Source organism: Olivibacter sp. 47, from assembly GCF_030372825.1.
Lineage (GTDB): Bacteria > Bacteroidota > Bacteroidia > Sphingobacteriales > Sphingobacteriaceae > Olivibacter > Olivibacter oleidegradans.
This window is the reverse complement of the sequence record NZ_JAUCNR010000001.1, coordinates 4,037,883-4,056,180: the sequence shown is the minus strand read 5'-3', so window position 1 is coordinate 4,056,180 and position 18,298 is coordinate 4,037,883. Positions and strand designations below refer to the sequence as shown.

The 18,298-nt window shown below is 39.8% G+C and carries 12 protein-coding genes; 9 read left to right on the top strand and 3 right to left on the bottom strand.

The window, feature by feature from the left end:
* The first annotated feature begins 251 nt into the window (after positions 1 to 251).
* Both QT327_RS17725 and purH read left to right on the top strand, forming a co-directional pair.
* Complete coding sequence (locus QT327_RS17725) at positions 252 to 764, top strand: peroxiredoxin family protein (RefSeq protein WP_013665658.1); 513 nt, start codon at positions 252 to 254, stop codon at positions 762 to 764.
* Positions 765 to 856: 92 nt separating this feature from the next.
* The gene (gene purH, locus QT327_RS17720) at positions 857 to 2,383 is read left to right on the top strand and encodes a bifunctional phosphoribosylaminoimidazolecarboxamide formyltransferase/IMP cyclohydrolase (RefSeq protein ID WP_289553598.1); all 1,527 of its coding nucleotides are present in this window, start codon (positions 857 to 859) and stop codon (positions 2,381 to 2,383) included.
* A 54-nt stretch (positions 2,384 to 2,437) separates the two neighbouring features.
* Here purH and QT327_RS17715 read toward each other — a convergent pair whose 3' ends face one another.
* Both QT327_RS17715 and QT327_RS17710 read right to left on the bottom strand, forming a co-directional pair.
* Positions 2,438 to 4,345 (bottom strand): DUF3858 domain-containing protein, encoded by a 1,908-nt coding sequence (locus QT327_RS17715; RefSeq protein ID WP_289553597.1) that lies wholly within the window; start codon positions 4,343 to 4,345, stop codon positions 2,438 to 2,440.
* Between the two features lie 98 nt (positions 4,346 to 4,443).
* Entirely contained in the window at positions 4,444 to 6,345 is a 1,902-nt protein-coding gene (locus QT327_RS17710; protein WP_289553596.1) for a DUF3858 domain-containing protein, read from the bottom strand.
* Positions 6,346 to 6,578: 233 nt separating this feature from the next.
* Between QT327_RS17710 and QT327_RS17705 the strand changes: the two genes are divergently transcribed.
* The 5 genes from QT327_RS17705 (at position 6,579) to rodA (ending at position 12,306) form a co-directional block, all read left to right on the top strand.
* Entirely contained in the window at positions 6,579 to 7,601 is a 1,023-nt protein-coding gene (locus QT327_RS17705) for a rod shape-determining protein (RefSeq protein ID WP_013665654.1), read from the top strand.
* Between the two features lie 73 nt (positions 7,602 to 7,674).
* On the top strand, positions 7,675 to 8,511 hold the full coding sequence (gene mreC, locus QT327_RS17700) for a rod shape-determining protein MreC (RefSeq protein ID WP_130856874.1): 837 nt from the start codon (positions 7,675 to 7,677) through the stop codon (positions 8,509 to 8,511).
* Positions 8,512 to 8,578: 67 nt separating this feature from the next.
* Positions 8,579 to 9,019, top strand: a complete 441-nt coding sequence (locus QT327_RS17695; RefSeq protein ID WP_242627275.1) for a rod shape-determining protein MreD — start codon at positions 8,579 to 8,581, stop codon at positions 9,017 to 9,019.
* Positions 9,020 to 9,061: 42 nt separating this feature from the next.
* Complete coding sequence (gene mrdA / locus QT327_RS17690; RefSeq protein ID WP_130856873.1) at positions 9,062 to 11,035, top strand: penicillin-binding protein 2; 1,974 nt, start codon at positions 9,062 to 9,064, stop codon at positions 11,033 to 11,035.
* A 5-nt stretch (positions 11,036 to 11,040) separates the two neighbouring features.
* Positions 11,041 to 12,306 (top strand): rod shape-determining protein RodA, encoded by a 1,266-nt coding sequence (gene rodA / locus QT327_RS17685; protein WP_130856872.1) that lies wholly within the window; start codon positions 11,041 to 11,043, stop codon positions 12,304 to 12,306.
* 62 nt (positions 12,307 to 12,368) lie between these two features.
* On the opposite strand, the gene QT327_RS17680 is transcribed toward rodA, so the two are convergent.
* Positions 12,369 to 13,532 carry a DUF8457 domain-containing protein gene (locus tag QT327_RS17680; protein WP_130856871.1) on the bottom strand — a complete coding sequence of 388 codons (1,164 nt, stop codon included), beginning with the start codon at positions 13,530 to 13,532 and terminating at the stop codon, positions 12,369 to 12,371.
* A 219-nt stretch (positions 13,533 to 13,751) separates the two neighbouring features.
* Between QT327_RS17680 and QT327_RS17675 the strand changes: the two genes are divergently transcribed.
* Positions 13,752 to 14,333, top strand: a complete 582-nt coding sequence (locus QT327_RS17675; protein ID WP_013665648.1) for a thymidine kinase — start codon at positions 13,752 to 13,754, stop codon at positions 14,331 to 14,333.
* A 468-nt stretch (positions 14,334 to 14,801) separates the two neighbouring features.
* Complete coding sequence (locus QT327_RS17670; RefSeq protein ID WP_130856870.1) at positions 14,802 to 18,287, top strand: SusC/RagA family TonB-linked outer membrane protein; 3,486 nt, start codon at positions 14,802 to 14,804, stop codon at positions 18,285 to 18,287.
* The last annotated feature ends 11 nt before the right edge of the window (positions 18,288 to 18,298 follow it).

Below are 18,298 nucleotides of genomic sequence, written 5' to 3'. Positions count from 1 at the left end.
TATTGCGAAGGATCGCTAAATTTTATCTAAGTATTTTGCCGCAAAGTTAATTATTATACAGCATTTATTTAGTTTTTGGTCAACATCTCAGCGTAAAATTGGTTCAACCTTCTACGGGTTTCCACCATAATACTTATTTTTACCCTTCAAATTAGTATGTATTCGTATGGGTGCAATCAATAAGTCCAACATACACCATAAGCTTTTGAATGTAAACAGACGCTGTCATTGAATTTATTATAATATTATATATGAAAAGCAATATCCATTCCTGCGCTGCTAACCTTATCGTAGCTTTCGTTTTCTGTTTCGCAAGCGCCTGCGCTCAAAAAACCAACCAGGTTCCAAAAGAAATCCCTGAGTTCACCTTCTATACTGTTGATAAGGATGCTCCTTTCACCCGTAATAATCTTGCTTCCAACGGGAAAAACATCGTTATTCTCTTTTTCGATCCCGGCTGCAGCCATTGTCAGCAAGAAGTCTTGGCGCTTGGCAAAAACTATAATAGCATAAAGAATATCAATCTCTACATGGTGGCCATGCAGGAAAAAAATTTAATCAATGCTTTTATGTCCATGTACGGAGGGCAGCTACGAAATAAAAAAAACGTGACGCTCTTGCATGACAAAAATTATGAGTTTATTGGCAGATTTAAACCGACCCAATATCCCGCAACTTTTGTTTATGGGGGTGATAAAAAACTTAAAAAATATTGGGATGGCGAAAAAAAAACAGAGGAAATCATTAAGGCACTGAACTTATAACCCCGGGATGGCAGTCCCTTCGGAAGCACTCAGAAGAGAGTCGCAACTAATCAATATAAAATGCTAACTTTGCATTTTTTAAAGCATCAATAATGAGTCATCCCGTTAAAATCAAAAACGCATTAATTTCTGTTTACTATAAGGACAATTTGGAGCCTCTCGTTAAACTATTACATAGTTATGGAGTGCACTTTTACTCAACCGGAGGAACTGAAAAATTTATTCGTGACCTTAATATTCCGGTCACACCGGTAGAAGATTTAACCGGATACCCTTCCATCCTCGGAGGACGGGTAAAAACCTTGCACCCGAAGGTTTTTGGAGGTATCTTAAGCAGAAGGTCTCTAAAAGAAGATAAGGAGGCCCTTGAAACTTATGAAATTCCAGAGATCGATTTAGTAATTGTCGATTTATATCCATTTGAAGAAACTGTTGCATCAGGTGCAACAGAAGAGGAAATCATAGAAAAAATCGATATCGGTGGTATTTCTTTAATTCGCGCCGCCGCCAAAAATTATAATGACGTCGTTATCATATCTTCTAAAAACGACTATCGAGAACTAGCGGAGATATTAAAGGAAAACGAGGGTTACACTTCTTTAGCGCAACGGAAATCATTCGCTAAAAAAGCTTTCAATATATCTTCTCATTACGATACGGCAATTTTTAACTACTTCAATAGAGAAGAACCTTTAGAAGTGTTCAAATACAGTGAGCAGAAAAAGACAGTATTGCGCTATGGGGAGAACCCGCATCAAAAGGGAGCTTTTTATGGAGATCTCGATGCGCTGTTCAGGAAATTAAACGGAAAAGAACTGTCTTATAACAATTTAGTAGATATCGATGCAGCTATTGCTTTGATAGACGAATTTGAAGAACCTACCTTTGCTATTTTAAAGCATACAAATGCTTGTGGTGTAGCCAGCAGAAACAATATACTAGCTGCCTGGAAAGATGCTTTAGCGTGTGATCCTATTTCCGCTTTCGGTGGCGTACTGATTTGCAACCGCCCGATCGAACAGGACGCAGCGGAAGAAATCAATAAATTATTTTTCGAAGTGCTGATAGCGCCTTCGTTCACGGAAGAGGCACTTCGGATATTAGTGAGCCGAAAAAATCGGATTCTACTTCAAAGAAATGATATTGATTTGCCTAAAAATCAATTTAAGAGTCTTTTAAATGGCATCATCGAGCAAGACAAGGACCTGGTTATTGAAAACAAAGAAGGGATGACAACAGTAACTGACCGCGCGCCTTCCGAAGAAGATTACGCAAACTTGTTTTTCGCCAATAAAATCGTAAAGCATACCAAATCGAATACCATCGTATTCGCAAAAAACAACCAACTCTTGGCTAGCGGGGTTGGTCAGACGTCTCGTGTAGATGCATTAAAGCAGGCTATTGACAAGGCTAAATCATTTGGTTTTGATTTACATGGAGCGGCTATGGCCTCCGACGCCTTTTTCCCTTTCCCCGATTGTGTGGAAATAGCCGCAGAGGCAGGTATTGCAACTGTACTTCAACCGGGTGGATCGATCAAGGACAAGGACTCTATTGACATGGCTAATAAAAAAGGGATATCAATGGTAACAACCGGTATCCGACACTTTAAACATTAAAGCATTAATGCTTCAACAATAAAAAGACTAGCACCTAACAATTGCTAGTCTTTTTTATAAGCGCCTCAGAAATACCACTTTACTTAAATCTGTCTGGTAGATGGTATTTATGAACTGCGCAAATGTAGCGTATTTTTCAGGCGCAAACAGCCCCTCCCTGAGTATTAACTGCCTGTAGAATACCAAATTGTTTCCCTTTAAGTATAGCTTCATTGAAAACGAACCAAATTCCGTATCAAGCTGCACATCAGCTGGCTTTAGATCAATAACATAACTTTCAGGCAAGGCAAAGACCAACGAATCGACATCTCTATACCCACGATTTATAAAAAATGGCATCTTTCGTTCATGAGTTATCGGAATGGACGACTTACGGTTAAAAACATTTGGAATTAAGTAGATTCTCGTCCCACTTTTAGGGGCATATTTTTGGATTACAATGCTTAACTGTTCGATTAGCTGCGGACTAAGTCTGTTGTCTTCTTTATAGTTTATATCTTTAAAAGTGATATTATCCACCGCATACAGTTCTTTTAGCCTTTTATCCTGCTCCTGTAACGGAAGTCCTAACATAGCTAGTTGGTTATCGAACTGATTACCATAGAAAGAGGTGGACAATAAGCCGTCGATATCTCCCCCTTCACTTAAACGAAACTGCCCATGCCTCTTTTGTAAACTTTCCTCTGTAGACACCTTTGGTGTACGCATTAGTTTCCCACCTTTCTCGGTGCAAGCGAAAACGATCCTATCGTCTGTAAAACTGCCGAGAAAACCAAAGGGCGTTTTTTGGCTTGTACATTCCAACCATATTGTGTCCTTTTTTAGGGGCACTGCTAATATCACATGATTCCCTTGGTCCATGCTGGCAAAGTTTTCATCCATATCGCGTTTTATATCGCCAGCGTTAACAACACAATAGTAAGATGGTATATTAACAATGGATAAAAGAGATTGCATATAGTTGACCAGTGCCTTACAATCGCCATACCCCAACTGCTCCACCTGACTGGCTGCCATAGGCTGAAATCCTCCTATTCCGATTTGAACACTTACATACCTCATTTTTTCTTGAAGATACCTATATAAAACCCTCACTTTGTCAATATCATCATGAATATTCATTGTTAAAGCGTGAACTTTTCCGACCATTTGCGGAGTTGGTTTTTGTCGTTCAGCTAACAAATTGGTAAAAACCCATCCACCTAACTCTTCCCAATTACTATACGCACCCTTCTTGCCATAATAATAAAACTGTTCAGCCGCAACCTTCACTCGTATTTGGTACTTTTCTTTCGGTGGTGAGAGAGGCTCATTTTTACTTGCCGGAATACCCCGAACTGTCCATGTATAGATTCTTTGCTTATCATTCTTCTCTTCCAGTTTCTGCCCTTCAAAATTGATTTCCTTTATATTGATTCCGTCCGATAACCCACAGCGTAACGTATAACTGCTTTGCTCAATGGATAAGTCCCGGGAAGGTTTAGGAACCCAATCGGGAATAACAAGGTTTTGTTTTAATTTCAGTTCATACTCATAACTTACTGTAAAAGGATACTGCATTGCATTTGGAAGAAAATGTTTAACACGATTATCTTCAAACAAGGAAAAATGACTAACCGCACTCTCGTCTATGAAATCTTTTACGCTTATTTTTTTTATTACTTCACCGCTATGATCCTGAAGTATGCCGCTAATCGATTTAATCTGTGTGCTTTTATCGTATAGTATTGCTAGCCTCGCATGTTCCAAACCAGCCCTGTTGAGGATTGTCAGTACTTGCTTAACATGTAAAATAACGTCATCGGATGATCGTATATTGACCGTCCATTGTTGATCCCTTACAACGGCATTTGCCCGCTCCGTCAACTTTTGGGGGATCTCATCCACAGGGAAACGGTCTTGTGCGATGCTTTGTACAACTGAAAATAAAAACAGTATGCACGCATAGTATCTGTTTAACATAAACAAGGTTTCTTAAAGATCTTCTTATTAAATACGCTTTTTTAGAACGATATCCGTCTTTTCCAGTTGAATAATTCGACTAAAAAACTCCTTTAAACTCAAATATTCATCAGGTGCAAAATCATTTTGTTGAATCGCAGCACTTGCTCACAACGCAAACGATTATTTTCCAACTTTATGCGGTTAAAAAACTGCCCTCCTCTTTCAGCGAGCACTATATTGACATCCGCGGGCTTCGAGACTAAATCATAAACTGTAGGTAAGGCGATATCCAATTCATAACTCTCTTCTGATGAATTTCCAAAATCCACGGGATAAGTCCTTTCGGAAAGAGTGAATGGATTTTTGCTTATCTTATTCAAAATGAACGGATTGAAATAAGCATTTTCGGATGGCAAGCTATCAAACAATTTAATAGTTACCTGATAATTTTCTATCAGTCCAACATCCGTGGAATCAATACCTGCTACGTTAGCTTCGACGATTTCCATTCCTACACTTTCTTCCTTTTTCTTTTCAATAAACTGATCAATATTTGGATAACTAGCGATCTCTTTTCTTTTAAGATAGGCCGCGTAATTAAAACTCGCTACTTTTATTTTGCCTCTCAAAATCCCATCATCCGATAGCTCGCCGGTTAGTACATAATTCGTATGACGTTTCATATTGGACTTAATATCAATCCAGTATGAGGGTTTGTCCAATGGCAACACTCGTCCTTGATCGTTTAGGCAGCGCAACGGCAGCATACCAAAAGGTAAAAAAGGATCAGACGCATCTAATAAATAACTTTCTCCGTCGACATTTAATTGGCTAATAACATAATTGAATTCCGAAATAACCGGGTTAAGCTTATTTACTATTCCATGCTCTCTGGTCGAAAGGATAACTGCATTGGCATCCAGTCCGGCAGCCGACAGAGCGGCAACCAGTGCAAGATTTATATCAGCTATGTTTCCCTCATGTCGTTCTAAAGCCCTTTTTATTCCAAGTTCACTGAAAACGCCATAATAGGCATTCCATTTAATTTGATTTTTTATGTAGGTATAAATAGCCTTCGCTTTTGCAAGATCATTTATGTCAGCGGATATTATATTCGCCAACAGTTTTTCGAATATTGCTTCTTGTTTTATCTGCCCTCCCAAGCTTCTATCAGTCAACAGCTCCCTATCCACATTTTTCCATTCCTTTGTATAATGATGTTTAGAACCATTTCGTAAATAAACAGTAGCCAGTTCAAAATAAATGGCCGATTTAAAATTAGACGCTGCCGTCATATAGTCTTCTTCGATAAAAGCCGGAATATTCTCCATGATATAGACCATCCGCGAACAGTCAATCGGCCAACCGGGCAAGCGGAATCCCTCCCGAAGTATGGAAGACTTTTGCTCTTTCAATTTATACGGCCCTCTCATGATAACATTATATGTATATGTGGCAGGTATAATCGCTTCAAATTCACTTCTGATTTTAGGAATGTCTGCCTGAAATCGCCAGGTTCTAAAGTTATATATCAAAGGAGACATGATCCGATAACTGTATTCAATAATGCTACCATCTTGAATATCGGGCATGCTAAACTTCGTTAATTTGACATATTTGCTTAACTCTTCTTGATACGTATTTTTAGTATTCAACCAAGTTTCTGTTTTTCTACCATCGCGAAAATTATAGGTTACTGCTTTAAGATCTTCCAGATATTCTGCTTTATCGTCGCTTATACGCAAAGGAATCTGGATATTTGCCTGACTAGGATCATCTTTATTAAATATTTTTAACCTTACATGGTGTGTGAAAGCGATATTCAACTCACCGCGCTGATCATCAAAAACAAACATCGCTGTTCCATATTCGTTAAGAACAACAGCATTTGAGATACTATCCAGTTGATAGCTCTTTACGGCTCTTTCTGTATCGCTTATCAGTCCAAAAGAAAAATCCTCTGCTGTTCCCGAAAAAAACTGAAACAAAAGGCAGATCGATAAAAAAAATCTGGTCATGAAATAGGGTTTAGATCGTTAATGAAGTAAATATAGTAAAATAACAAAAAAGTTGTAGAAGCTTACAATAACCCATTACTGAATATTCCCGAATTGTTCGTTCGCTAACCCTCAATAGAGCTTTCCGAACCGTTGTTTTTTTTTCTCGCTATTGTAGCATATCGGGTTCATATTGTGATATTTTTGTTTTAATTTTGCGGACTATATTCAAGAAACATTTAAAAGATTAGCGAATGGGGCTATTTAACTGGTTTACTCAAGAAGTTGCCATAGATTTAGGTACGGCAAATACCCTAATAATACATAATGACAAGGTGGTAGTAGATGAGCCCAGTATTGTGGCTTTCGATCGCACCACGAACAAGGTGATTGCTATCGGTAGGCAAGCCATGCAAATGGAGGGTAAGACCCACGACAATATACGGACAGTAAGACCATTAAAAGACGGTGTAATAGCCGATTTCAATGCTGCTGAATATATGATCAGAGGCATGATAAAAATGATCAACAACGGTAAAGGTTGGTTTTTCCCATCCTTAAGAATGGTGATCTGTATCCCTTCGGGCATTACCGAAGTAGAGAAACGAGCCGTAAGGGATTCAGCCGAGATTGCCGGAGCTAAAGAGGTATATTTAATTCACGAACCTATGGCTGCCGCAGTCGGAATTGGCATCGATGTAGAGGAGCCAATGGGCAATATGATTATTGATATTGGTGGTGGTACAACAGAAATTGCCGTCATAGCTCTTTCAGGGATCGTATGCGATCAATCTATTCGGGTTGCCGGTGATAACTTCGATTCAGATATTGTACAGTATATTCGCAGACAGCATAATATCATGATCGGAGAACGAACTGCCGAAAAGATCAAAATAGAAGTCGGAGCCGCGCTTCCGGAATTACAAGACCCACCTCCTGATTTTGCCGTTCAAGGTCGCGATTTAATGACCGGAGTCCCCAAGCAGATAACCGTGTCCTATACAGAAATTGCCCATTGCTTAGACAAGTCTATTTCTAAAATTGAAGAGGCTATTTTAAAGGCCTTAGAGATTACACCACCGGAATTGTCTGCAGACATTTACCAAACCGGCATTTATTTAACAGGGGGCGGCGCCTTACTCCGAGGTTTGGATAAGCGCGTTCAGGCCAAAACCAAATTACCTGTCCATGTAGCAGAAGATCCACTAAGAGCTGTAGTACGCGGCACGGGCATCGCGCTTAAAAACATCGGCGGTTATAAATTTTTAATGCAATAATAGCATCGATCATCTATGGCGTACATTCATTTATTTTTGGTACGCCATCTTATTATAAATTCCAAAACAACATATGCGCAACCTTTGGATATTCATTAGTAAGTATAATAACTTCTTTTTGTTTATCCTTTTTTTCAGCGCCGCCGTTGCACTTATTGTAAAAAACAACGGCTTTCAGCGGGCCAGTGCATTAAACTCCTCTAATACCGTAATTGGTGGTATCTATCAAAAGATTGATAATTTCACGCAATATTTAAATTTAAAACAAACCAATAAAGACTTATCCGAGGAGAACGCGTACTTACGAAGTCAATTAAAAAGCTCATTATACAGCAAGTTGATTGAACAAGATTCTGTATTGGATTCACTAGGTCAAACACAATATACCTACATCGTAGCCAGGGTTATCAATAATAGCATCCATCAGAAGAACAATTACCTAACGATCAATCGGGGTAGCGAAGAAGGAATCGTTAAAGGAATGGGCGTAATTTCTTCACATGGCATTGTCGGGATTGTGTTGAATGTCTCTCCTCATTTTGCTACCATTCAGTCGCTACTACATGCTGACACGAGAGTAAGCGCTAGTTTAGCGAATAGTAACGCATTCGGCTCTTTGGTTTGGGGCACAGAAAATTTCGATTCGCGCAAAGCAATTTTAAAAGACATTCCCAATCATGTAAAAGTGCGCCCTGGTGAAGAGGTAGTAACTTCCGGCTATTCTTTATTTCCTCCCGGTATTTCTATCGGAAGAGTGATAAAAACGGGCAAAAGCGGTGACAGTTTTTTGGATATTGAGGTGAAGCTGAATAACGATTTTAATACACTGCAATATGTTTATATCATCAAAGATCAGTTCGCAAGCGAAAAACGGCAATTAGAAGGAGACACGATAGCAACAAATGAGTAGGATTTTACTGTTAAATATCATCCGATTTATAGTTTTAATAACTATGCAGGTATTCCTTTTCAAGAACATGGGATACTACAATTTGGCTACACCCTATCCGTATATTCTTTTCTTACTCATGTTGCCTTTGGGTATGCCTAAATGGTTATTATTTGTTATCTGTTTTTTTACCGGTCTTATTGTAGACGGCTTTTATGACACGTTGGGTGTAAACGCGGCAGCGTGTGTAGCACTCGCCTTCTTACGTACAACTTTTATCAGCATCACCGTTCAATTGGAAAATCACGAAACATTCGCCACCCCTAGCATCAGTGAGATGTCTTTTAGATGGTTTTTCATTTATTGTCTCGTATTGTCTCTTTCGCATCATTTCGTTTTAACACTATTGGAAGCGTTCACCTTCAGCAACTTTCATTATACACTCGTTCGTGCTGTTTTAAGTTGTATATTTACGGTACTATTAATTTTACTTTTTTCTTTACTTTTCTATCAAAGAAGTAGACGCTAATATGGTGTATCCTTCATTGAAAAGCCAATATTCTACTAGCACATGAATAACAGTTTTTTTGAAAGAAAGTACGTCGTTCAAGGAATCTTTATAATAGCTGCCTTTTTATTGGCTTGTCGACTTTTTTATCTACAAATCATCGACGATTCGTATATACTCTCTGCAAACAATAACGTATTAAGAAAAGTTGTTATCTATCCCGCTAGAGGCGTTATTTTAGATCGAAATGGCAAAATATTGGTTCAAAACGAACCGGTTTACGATCTAATGGTCACTCCAAGAGAGGTCAAGCCTTTTGACACCTTGGCACTTTGCGAGCTGATCGGTATTGACAAAGAAGGCTTTGATAAGCGTTATCAAAAAGCTGTCAACTTTTCTCCCTATCGTGCATCCATATTTGAAAAACAATTATCAGCGCAAACGTACGCCAGACTACAGGAGAAATTATTCCAATTCAGGGGATTCTACGTTCAAAATCGAACGGTACGAAGCTATCCGGATTCGGTTGCCGCTCAATTTCTGGGCTATATCAATGAAGTTACGGAAAAAGATATTGAGCGATCCAATAACTTTTACCGTCCTGGTGATTACATCGGAGTAAGCGGGGTGGAGCGTGCTTATGAAGAACTATTAAGAGGCCAACGCGGAGTACAGAATTTAATGGTTGACGCCTTTAATCGTCCAAAGGGACACTTTATGGATGGAAAGTACGACACCCTCGCGGTCGCAGGAGAAGGCCTTGTCTCTTCTCTTGATTTAGAATTGCAAAAACTTGCTGAAAAGTTCATGAAGAATAAGCGTGGCTCGGTAGTTGCCATAGAACCCTCAACAGGAGAAATTTTGGCCTTTGCCAGTACCCCAAGCTACGATCCGAATCTAATGGTGGGGAGGGAACGGGGTAATAATTACATGAAGTTGCTGAATGATCCCAATAAACCTATGTTCATTCGCCCCATTCAGGCTCAATATCCTCCAGGATCAGTGTTTAAGGTTGTAAGTGCACTCGTAGCGCAACAGGCAGGCATGATCGATGAGCATACCCGATGGAATTGTCCCGGTGGTTACAGTTATGGAGGAGGTAGAGGCTTTATGCGCTGTACCCACGTTCATGGCACGATCGATCTTCCTGCAGCTATTCAAGGCTCTTGCAATACTTATTTTGGCCATGTATATGCAAGAATGATTGATCAACGAAAAATGAAGTCAACTAAAGCCTATTCACTTTGGCGAGATGCTATCATGAAATTTGGTGTCGCCCAGGAATTGGGCGTCGATCTTCCAAATGAGAAAAAGGGACTTCTTCCGACGGCCGACTTCTATTCCAAACGTTATGGAAACGATAAATGGGGTTCAGGATACAATATCTCAAACTCCATTGGACAAGGAGAGGTTGAAATTACCACTTTACAAATGGCCAATATCATGGCAATCGTTGCCAACCGAGGGTATTACTTTCGACCGCACCTGATAAAATCCATCGGAGAAAAAAAAGTAGTAAAGAAGGAGTTTATTGAGAAAATACCTGTTGGCATCGACCAGAAATACTTTGAGCCGGTTATAGAAGGAATGAGCCGCGTCGTTAAATATAATGCCAATATTCGAATCCCGGATATAGAAATGTGTGGAAAAACCGGTACAGCTCAAAACCCTCACGGTAAACACCATTCCGTTTTCTTTGCTTTTGCTCCAAGGGTAAATCCAAAAATTGCCATTGCTGTTTTCGTAGAAAATGTAGGCTATGGTGCAACCTATGCAGCGCCAATAGCAAGTATGATGGTTGAAAAATACCTAAAAGATACCATCAGCATGTCTAAAGCTGTACAAGAAAGAGTATTGAAAGAAAGCAATTTAATCGTGCCCGAGCCTCCTAAAAATACTACGGAACCGGTTATCAGTAAAGCAAACGGCAATAAACCGCAATCAAGAAAGCGCGAAAGCTATGTTAAACATAATGAAGTGGCAGTTATTAATGAATTGAAAAGGCGCATCGAATACAAAAACAGCGAAGGAAGATAACATTCATGAATCAAACAAAAAAAATATACGGTGGCTCTATTGATTGGATAACAGTATTCATCTGGTTGACCCTTTGTATTATCGGCTGGTTTAATATTCGTGCTGCCGTCTTTGACCCACAACACGCCAGCTTAATAAGCCTGAGCACCAATTATGGTAAACAGTTCATTTACATTTTAGTGTGTTTGTTAGTTGCTTGTGCAGTGATGATTATCGATGGTAAATTTTACAATTATATATCCCCAATTCTGTACGGGATTACTCTTCTTCTCTTGGTCATCGTTTTAATCGTAGGACGCAACGTGGGCGGTAACCAAGCTTGGATTCCAATCGGCACCTTTAGGTTGCAACCTTCAGAATTTGCTAAATTGGGCTCTTGCTTACTATTGGCAAGGTATTTAAGTTCACATAGCAATAAAATGCCAAATCTTAAAACTTTGGTATTTGGGGCACTCATCCTTTTTGTACCGGTACTTCTCATCATGCTTCAACCGGACACGGGCTCTGCACTTACCTTCTTTGCACTTACGCTTGTTTTTTATCGTGAAGGCTATGTCTCGGGTCAATTCCTCGCATTCGCATTTATCTGTATCATTCTCTTTATTCTTACGCTACTTTTCTCCCAGTGGTATATCATTGGCGTACTCGCTATATTAGCGGCATTGTCAATCTATATGTTTAAAAGAAGCCGTAAAGTAATTCAGTCAATTGTAATTGCTTTTATAGCCTCTGCTGTTTTTGTATTGCTGGTTGATTTTGCTTACGAACATGTTTTACAGTCGCACCAACGCAATCGGATTGATGTAATTCTCGGAAAAGTAGATGATCCCCGAGGACAGGGTTACAACCTGAATCAATCCAAAATAGCCATCGGGTCGGGGCAGCTTTTTGGAAAGGGATATTTACAGGGAACCCAGACAAAATATAACTTCGTTCCCGAACAAAGTACGGATTTTATTTTTTGCACAGTAGGTGAAGAATGGGGTTTTGTTGGTTCAATGGTTATTGTATTGCTGTATATGACCTTACTACTGAGGATAACCCAGCTGGCAGAACGACAGCGATCCGCATTTGCCAGAATATATGGCTATGGTGTTGCCTCCATTTTCTTTTTTCATTTTTTTATCAATATCGGTATGACAATAGGGATTGTACCTGTCATTGGTATCCCGCTACCTTTCCTTAGCTATGGAGGCTCTTCTCTACTGAGTTTCACCCTGCTGCTCTTTATCCTACTGAAATTTGACTCGAACAGAAAAGGAGTTGTTTAATAAAAAATCCAGGCACTCGAAGATACCTGGATTATCTCATTGAACAATCGTGTCAAACACTATTAAGCGAATCTTTGCCGCAATATGGCATATAATTTATCTACTGTGGCTTGTTTATTTGCCCAGTTATTCTTTTGAGCATAATTACTCTGCAGGAAGGTATCCGCATCGGCAAAATTATCATAACGGCTTAAGAGCTCAATCGCCTCTGTATAAGCTAAACTATAACCATTGAACAAGTCTTTGATAAATAGCAGCTTGTCATTCAAACTAACAGCTGATTTTATATCCGTAATCCGTTTAGTGGTAGTCGGGGATTCTTGTTTGGCAAAATTACCGGACGCTTGCTGTTCATTCAATATACCTTGCTCTTGCTTACGTTGAGCAGAGAACAATTCGTTTAAGGTCATTGGACGCTTTGGTTCTTCTTGTTTTGGCTCAGCCTTGTTTTGATCATTCGGAATAACAACTGATTTGGCCTCCTCTATAACCTGTTTTGATACGGGCTCCCCTTCTCCCGCCGACATAGTCTCTTTCTCTGTTTTTTCCTTTTCTACTTCGTTTTCCCCCATAAATCCTACACCGGTTCTATCTACTTCTTCCTTCTCTTCTTCATCAGGGTCCTTCTCCAGCATACGCTCAGTATGAATTTGTTGATCATCTTCTTCGCTGCTTTTTACAACCGCTGTTTCTTCAGCCGTATCTTCTGGTTGTTTTCTGTCATTTATAGGATAATCGATCCGTTCTCCTGATTCCCCCTGTTCTCTTCTTTCCTCCTCTTTTTTATCGCGCTTATCCTCTAATTTAAATTCCTCGGCTTTTTCGTCTTCACTTGCTGTGGCAGGCGTAAAATAGGTCTCTTTCACTTCTTGTTGATCTACATAATTCAATGCAGACGTTTGTTCGCCTTCTTCCTCCCTTAAGGTTACCTTTTCGTCTACTGCTTGCGCTGCACTTATTTCAGGCATCGAAATCTCCGCCTTTTCCTCTTTTTTCGCATCGAGCCCTGTCTCCTGTACATTGCTAGCATAACTTTCTGTGGTATCCAAAGAGGTGAGTTTTTTTAATATCGTTACATGCCCCATTAGATAAGTCATATTTGCCTCAAAAAGTTCCAAATGAATACCTTGTTGTTCCTTTGGATTTTCCTTTAGAAACTCATACTGTTCAGTCAAATCCTGCAACAGACCACCTATCTTTTCAAAAATGCTTTTCTGTGTTACCATAATATGTATTAACGCTTATTTATCCTAAATGTTGAAGAATATTAGTCAAACTTAGATAAAATAGCATGGATTGGCAAGAGCTATCTTGCTCTATTGGTTATTATTAAGCAACCATGCTTTCTTATAGCGAAGCCAAGCGGCAAAACCAGAAATAAATGCCGATATTAGCATCCCTTTTTCTAAGGTGATTTTAGTGTTAAAGAATAAAAACAACAATCCATGCTGTTCAGTGAGCATAATTTCATAAACAAAACAGGCCCGAAAGGAAGTATAGAAGTGATATGTGGTTCTATGTTCTCCGGAAAAACCGAGGAACTGATTAGAAGATTGAGAAGGGCACAAATAGCAAAGTTGGAAGTTGAGATTTTTAAGCCAACTGTTGATACGCGTTACGCGACAACGGAAATTGTCTCACACGATAAGAATAGTATTCAATCCACGGTTGTGGAAATGTCTTCTGCTATTTTATTATTGGGAACACAAACTCAAGTAGTTGGCATCGATGAAGCGCAGTTTTTTGACGACAATCTTCCCGAAGTATGTAACATACTGGCAAATAAAGGAATAAGGGTTATTGTCGCCGGGCTAGACATGGATTATATGGGTAGACCCTTTGGCCCAATTCCAAACCTAATGGCTATTGCCGAACATGTTACCAAGGTTCATGCCGTGTGCGTATGTTGCGGAGCCCCCGCCAACTATTCCTATAGAATTTCGACCGGCAATACCAGAGTGCTCATAGGAGAAAAGGAGAGTTACGAACCTCGTTGCAGAAATTGTTTTTATCAAGGAAATAAATAGCCTAGAGTCACACAATATTCATTTGTTTTTTGCGTTTTTAACTATATACCCAATTGGTATACAGTTTATTTACATCATTTTTGACCTTATATTAACATAAATTTAACACTATATTTTAGAATTTTTTTGTTCTCTTGGCTATCTTTGTTTGAAGTAATAGACAACCATCACATTGGTTTTTATATAAAGATCCTTCTCATAATTTAGGTTTATAATTGGTTAAGTTAAGGCTGTTCGCCCATCGAACAGCCTTACTTTTTTTTAATTTTTCAACATTATGTGTACCAAAGTCCACAAAAAGCGGATTTTCCACACAGCAATCCTTTGATTATCAATATAATAGTTACAAAATCTGTATAACAATACCGCAAACTTTATTAAATCATCTTTTGTTAAGCTTTTTGATCGTCAGTTAAGATAACCCGTCACTTGCTGACGAGACAATCAATTATAGTAAAAAAGCAAAGAATGAAACGAAGTCGTTACACCCAAATTGTATTTATCTTAAGCCTAATCCTCCTTGGCTATTACTCAAAAGGCGCTACCGTAAAAACCACACATGCAAGCAATAAATCGGATCTGCTTCTTTCCTATCAGGACACGACCATGCAAGACACGACGAAAAAACCGGTTCTCGATACTATCCGGATACAGGGCGTGGTCACAGATTCTTCCGGCAAACCTTTGGCTAACGTTTCTGTAAAACCTAAAGGTTCAAGGGACAGCGTACTAACGGGCCAGGATGGAAAATATGTTATCAACAGTCCAGCGATAGGCGTGTTAATTTTCGCCTCTTCCGGTTACCAAACAAAAGAAGAACCTGTCAATAAAATGCAGGAGATTAATATCGAGTTGCAACTGATAGAAAAACCTGTGGCCAGTTCGTCTCAACCTGCCGCTAACGTTACACCGGATACAAACAAGATAGCCAATGATTCGCTTCGCCGTGACAGCACACAAGTAAAACCGGACACTGCAAAAACAGATAGTACACAAGAAAAAATTACCGGTGTTGTAAGGGATACAAAAGGCCCCATCCCGGGCGTTAGCGTAACTATTAAAGGCAAAAAAGAAGGCGTTATTACGGATGAGCAGGGCAAATACAGTGTAGCCGCACCAGGCAATGTTGTACTCGTATTTAGTTCTTTAGGCTACGATACGAAAGAGGAGTTTGTAAACAACAGAAAAGTAGTCAATACAACACTTAGTGAGGAGGCTCAAGCTTTAAAAGAAGTGGAGGTAGTTGCTGTCGGTTACGGAACAATGGATCGCTCTAAATTAACCAGCTCTGTATCAAGTATCGGAAGTGATCAAATTGAAAATGATGTATTGCCTAGTGTAACACAGGCTATTCAAGGTAAAGCCGGCGGTGTTCAGGTTACGCAAAAATCGGGATCACCTGGAGGTGGCCTCAATATTCGTGTACGCGGAACGACCTCAATCAATGCAAGCTCCGACCCGCTTTATGTAGTAGATGGAATTCCCGTAAATAGTACCACAAATTTTACAGGTGGAACGAATTTTAATTTTGGCGGCGGTACACAGGGGATTAATATTCTTTCATCTATTAATCCGTCGGATGTACAATCTGTTGAAGTACTTAAAGATGCTGCCTCATCCTCTATATATGGTGCACGCGCGGCTAACGGTGTTGTACTAATAACCACAAAAAAAGGACAGGCGGGCACAAGTACATTTAATTTCAATATGTATGAAGGTTTTTCTGAAGTACCGAAGGAACGTTGGTACGATATGATGAACACAGCACAGTACCAAGATTACATGCGGGATTATTATAAGTATCGGATGGAAATGGATTCTACCGTCACGGCCATCCCGGATCAGATCTTAGCAAACCCCAACATTAACACCGACTGGCAAGATGCTATCTTCCGTACGGCCGCCACACGTAACTATGAATTGTCAGCGAGCGGAGGCAGCGAAAAAACACAATATTATACTTCAATCGGCTATATGAAACAGGGCGGGGTGCTGTTAAACTCAAATTTTAACCGTTTAAGTGCCCGCCTTAATCTTGACCATCAACATAGTGAAAAATTACGTTTCTCTACTTCTATTAATCTAACCAGGGCTATTAATGATCGCGTTCAGGAAGAAAACTCAAAAGAGGGAGCCACAAAAAACGGCATTGTAGCGCCACCAAATATTCCGGTTTATAATCCGGATGGCAGCTACGCCTTCGATGAAGTAAGCACTTCTCGGGAAAATCCAGTAGCCATGCTAGAACTTCCCACCAACAATGCACAGACATTTAGGGTGTTGGCAAACGCTTCGGCTGAATATCGCTTTATACCGGAACTGGCACTTAAAACAAGTTTCGGCACCGATTTAAGTTTTATTGATGAAACTTTTTTTATGCCTCCGCAGGGATTGCGTTCTTTTGCTAGTCAGGGAGGAATAGGTGCCAGACGAAACACCCGTGATCAACTATGGATTAATGAAACAACATTAAGTTTTGACAAATCCTTCGGCGATCACAGTATTAATGCGCTGGCAGGTTTTTCTGTTCAAGAGTCGCGATTGGAATTTGTTGATGCACAACGCTCTAATTTTCCTTCAAACGATATTGAGTACATTTCTTCAGGAGGTGTTATAACGGGAGCTAATTCATATCCTGAAGAATGGGCTATTGCATCAGGATTCGCTCGGGTAAATTATGGTTTTAAAGGGAAATATTTATTTACAGCAAATTTCCGCGCTGACGGCTCCTCTAGATTTGGAGAAAATAACCGGTGGGGGTATTTTCCTTCGTTTGCCGCTGCATGGAGGTTGTCGGACGAGGATTTTATTAAAGATATCAAAGCAATTAGCAATTTAAAACTAAGGGCGAGCTGGGGGATTACCGGTAATCAGAATATCGGCAACTATGCTAGTTATTCGCTTTATACAGGTGGACAGAATTATTTAGGCCTACCTGGGTTCATACCTAATGTTTTGGGAGATAAAAACTTAAAATGGGAAACCACCAAACAATGGGATATCGGCTTGGATTTAGGTCTCTTCGGTAATCGAATTTCCTTATTGGCAGACTACTATTTGAAAAACACCTCTGATTTGCTGATCGGAATACCTGTTCTCACAAATTCGGGCTTTCAAAACAGATTCACCAATTTCGGCGAAATCCAAAATAAAGGGTTTGAATTTGAGCTGTCAACGCAAAACCTTGTGGGGGAATTTAAATGGAATACCACACTCAACATGACGTTCAACCGCAACAAGGTGGTGTCTTTACCTGTTAACAGGATTCTTGGAGGAGTAGGTGAGTTAAATATTGCACAACCGGGACTTCCCCTCGGAACCTTTTATGGATGGAAAATGATCGGTGTCAACCCCGAAACCGGACTGATTGATTTTGAAGACCAAAATGGCGACCCAACCACGCCTACTAATCCGGATGATCGACAAATTATTGGTGATCCAAATCCCGATTTCTTTGGTGGTATAACGAACACTTTCCAGTACAAGAATTTTGATTTAAGTATCATGGGACAATTCTCCTACGGAAACGATGTGTTCAACTATAATTTAGCAACCGGTTTAGAGGGGTATAACGCAAGTAGTAATGGCTTTACCGATTGGACCCGTCGGTGGAGGAACCCTGGAGATATCACGGATGTTCCACGACCAAGTCCAGGCGATCTGAATAACGGTGCTATTTCCGACCGTTTTGTGCAAGATGGATCTTTCTTTAGATTGAGAAACATCACCCTAGGGTATACTTTCCCAACTAAAATGATTGAAAATATCAACTTAAGTCGACTGCGGGTTTACGTAACGGTCCAAAATGCCTACGTTTTCACCAATTATCGGGGATACGACCCGGAAGTAGGATCCAGTCATGGCGGTGCTAACACCGGCCTCATTTACGGTTATGATTATGGCAGTTATCCTCAGCCTCGCATATTTACAGCTGGTGTAAACTTAACTTTTTAATAGTTCAAAAT

Excerpts from the sequence above, each read along its gene's own strand:
- QT327_RS17680 (WP_130856871.1), bottom strand. The coding sequence starts at position 13,532 with ATGGTAACACAGAAAAGCATTTTTGAAAAGATAGGTGGTCTGTTGCAG.
- QT327_RS17675 (WP_013665648.1), top strand. The coding sequence starts at position 13,752 with ATGCTGTTCAGTGAGCATAATTTCATAAACAAAACAGGCCCGAAAGGA.
- purH (WP_289553598.1), top strand. The coding sequence starts at position 857 with ATGAGTCATCCCGTTAAAATCAAAAACGCATTAATTTCTGTTTACTAT.
- QT327_RS17715 (WP_289553597.1), bottom strand. The coding sequence starts at position 4,345 with ATGTTAAACAGATACTATGCGTGCATACTGTTTTTATTTTCAGTTGTA.
- QT327_RS17725 (WP_013665658.1), top strand. The coding sequence starts at position 252 with ATGAAAAGCAATATCCATTCCTGCGCTGCTAACCTTATCGTAGCTTTC.
- QT327_RS17695 (WP_242627275.1), top strand. The coding sequence starts at position 8,579 with ATGGGATACTACAATTTGGCTACACCCTATCCGTATATTCTTTTCTTA.
- QT327_RS17670 (WP_130856870.1), top strand. The coding sequence starts at position 14,802 with ATGAAACGAAGTCGTTACACCCAAATTGTATTTATCTTAAGCCTAATC.
- QT327_RS17705 (WP_013665654.1), top strand. The coding sequence starts at position 6,579 with ATGGGGCTATTTAACTGGTTTACTCAAGAAGTTGCCATAGATTTAGGT.
- rodA (WP_130856872.1), top strand. The coding sequence starts at position 11,041 with ATGAATCAAACAAAAAAAATATACGGTGGCTCTATTGATTGGATAACA.
- QT327_RS17710 (WP_289553596.1), bottom strand. The coding sequence starts at position 6,345 with ATGACCAGATTTTTTTTATCGATCTGCCTTTTGTTTCAGTTTTTTTCG.
- mrdA (WP_130856873.1), top strand. The coding sequence starts at position 9,062 with ATGAATAACAGTTTTTTTGAAAGAAAGTACGTCGTTCAAGGAATCTTT.
- mreC (WP_130856874.1), top strand. The coding sequence starts at position 7,675 with ATGCGCAACCTTTGGATATTCATTAGTAAGTATAATAACTTCTTTTTG.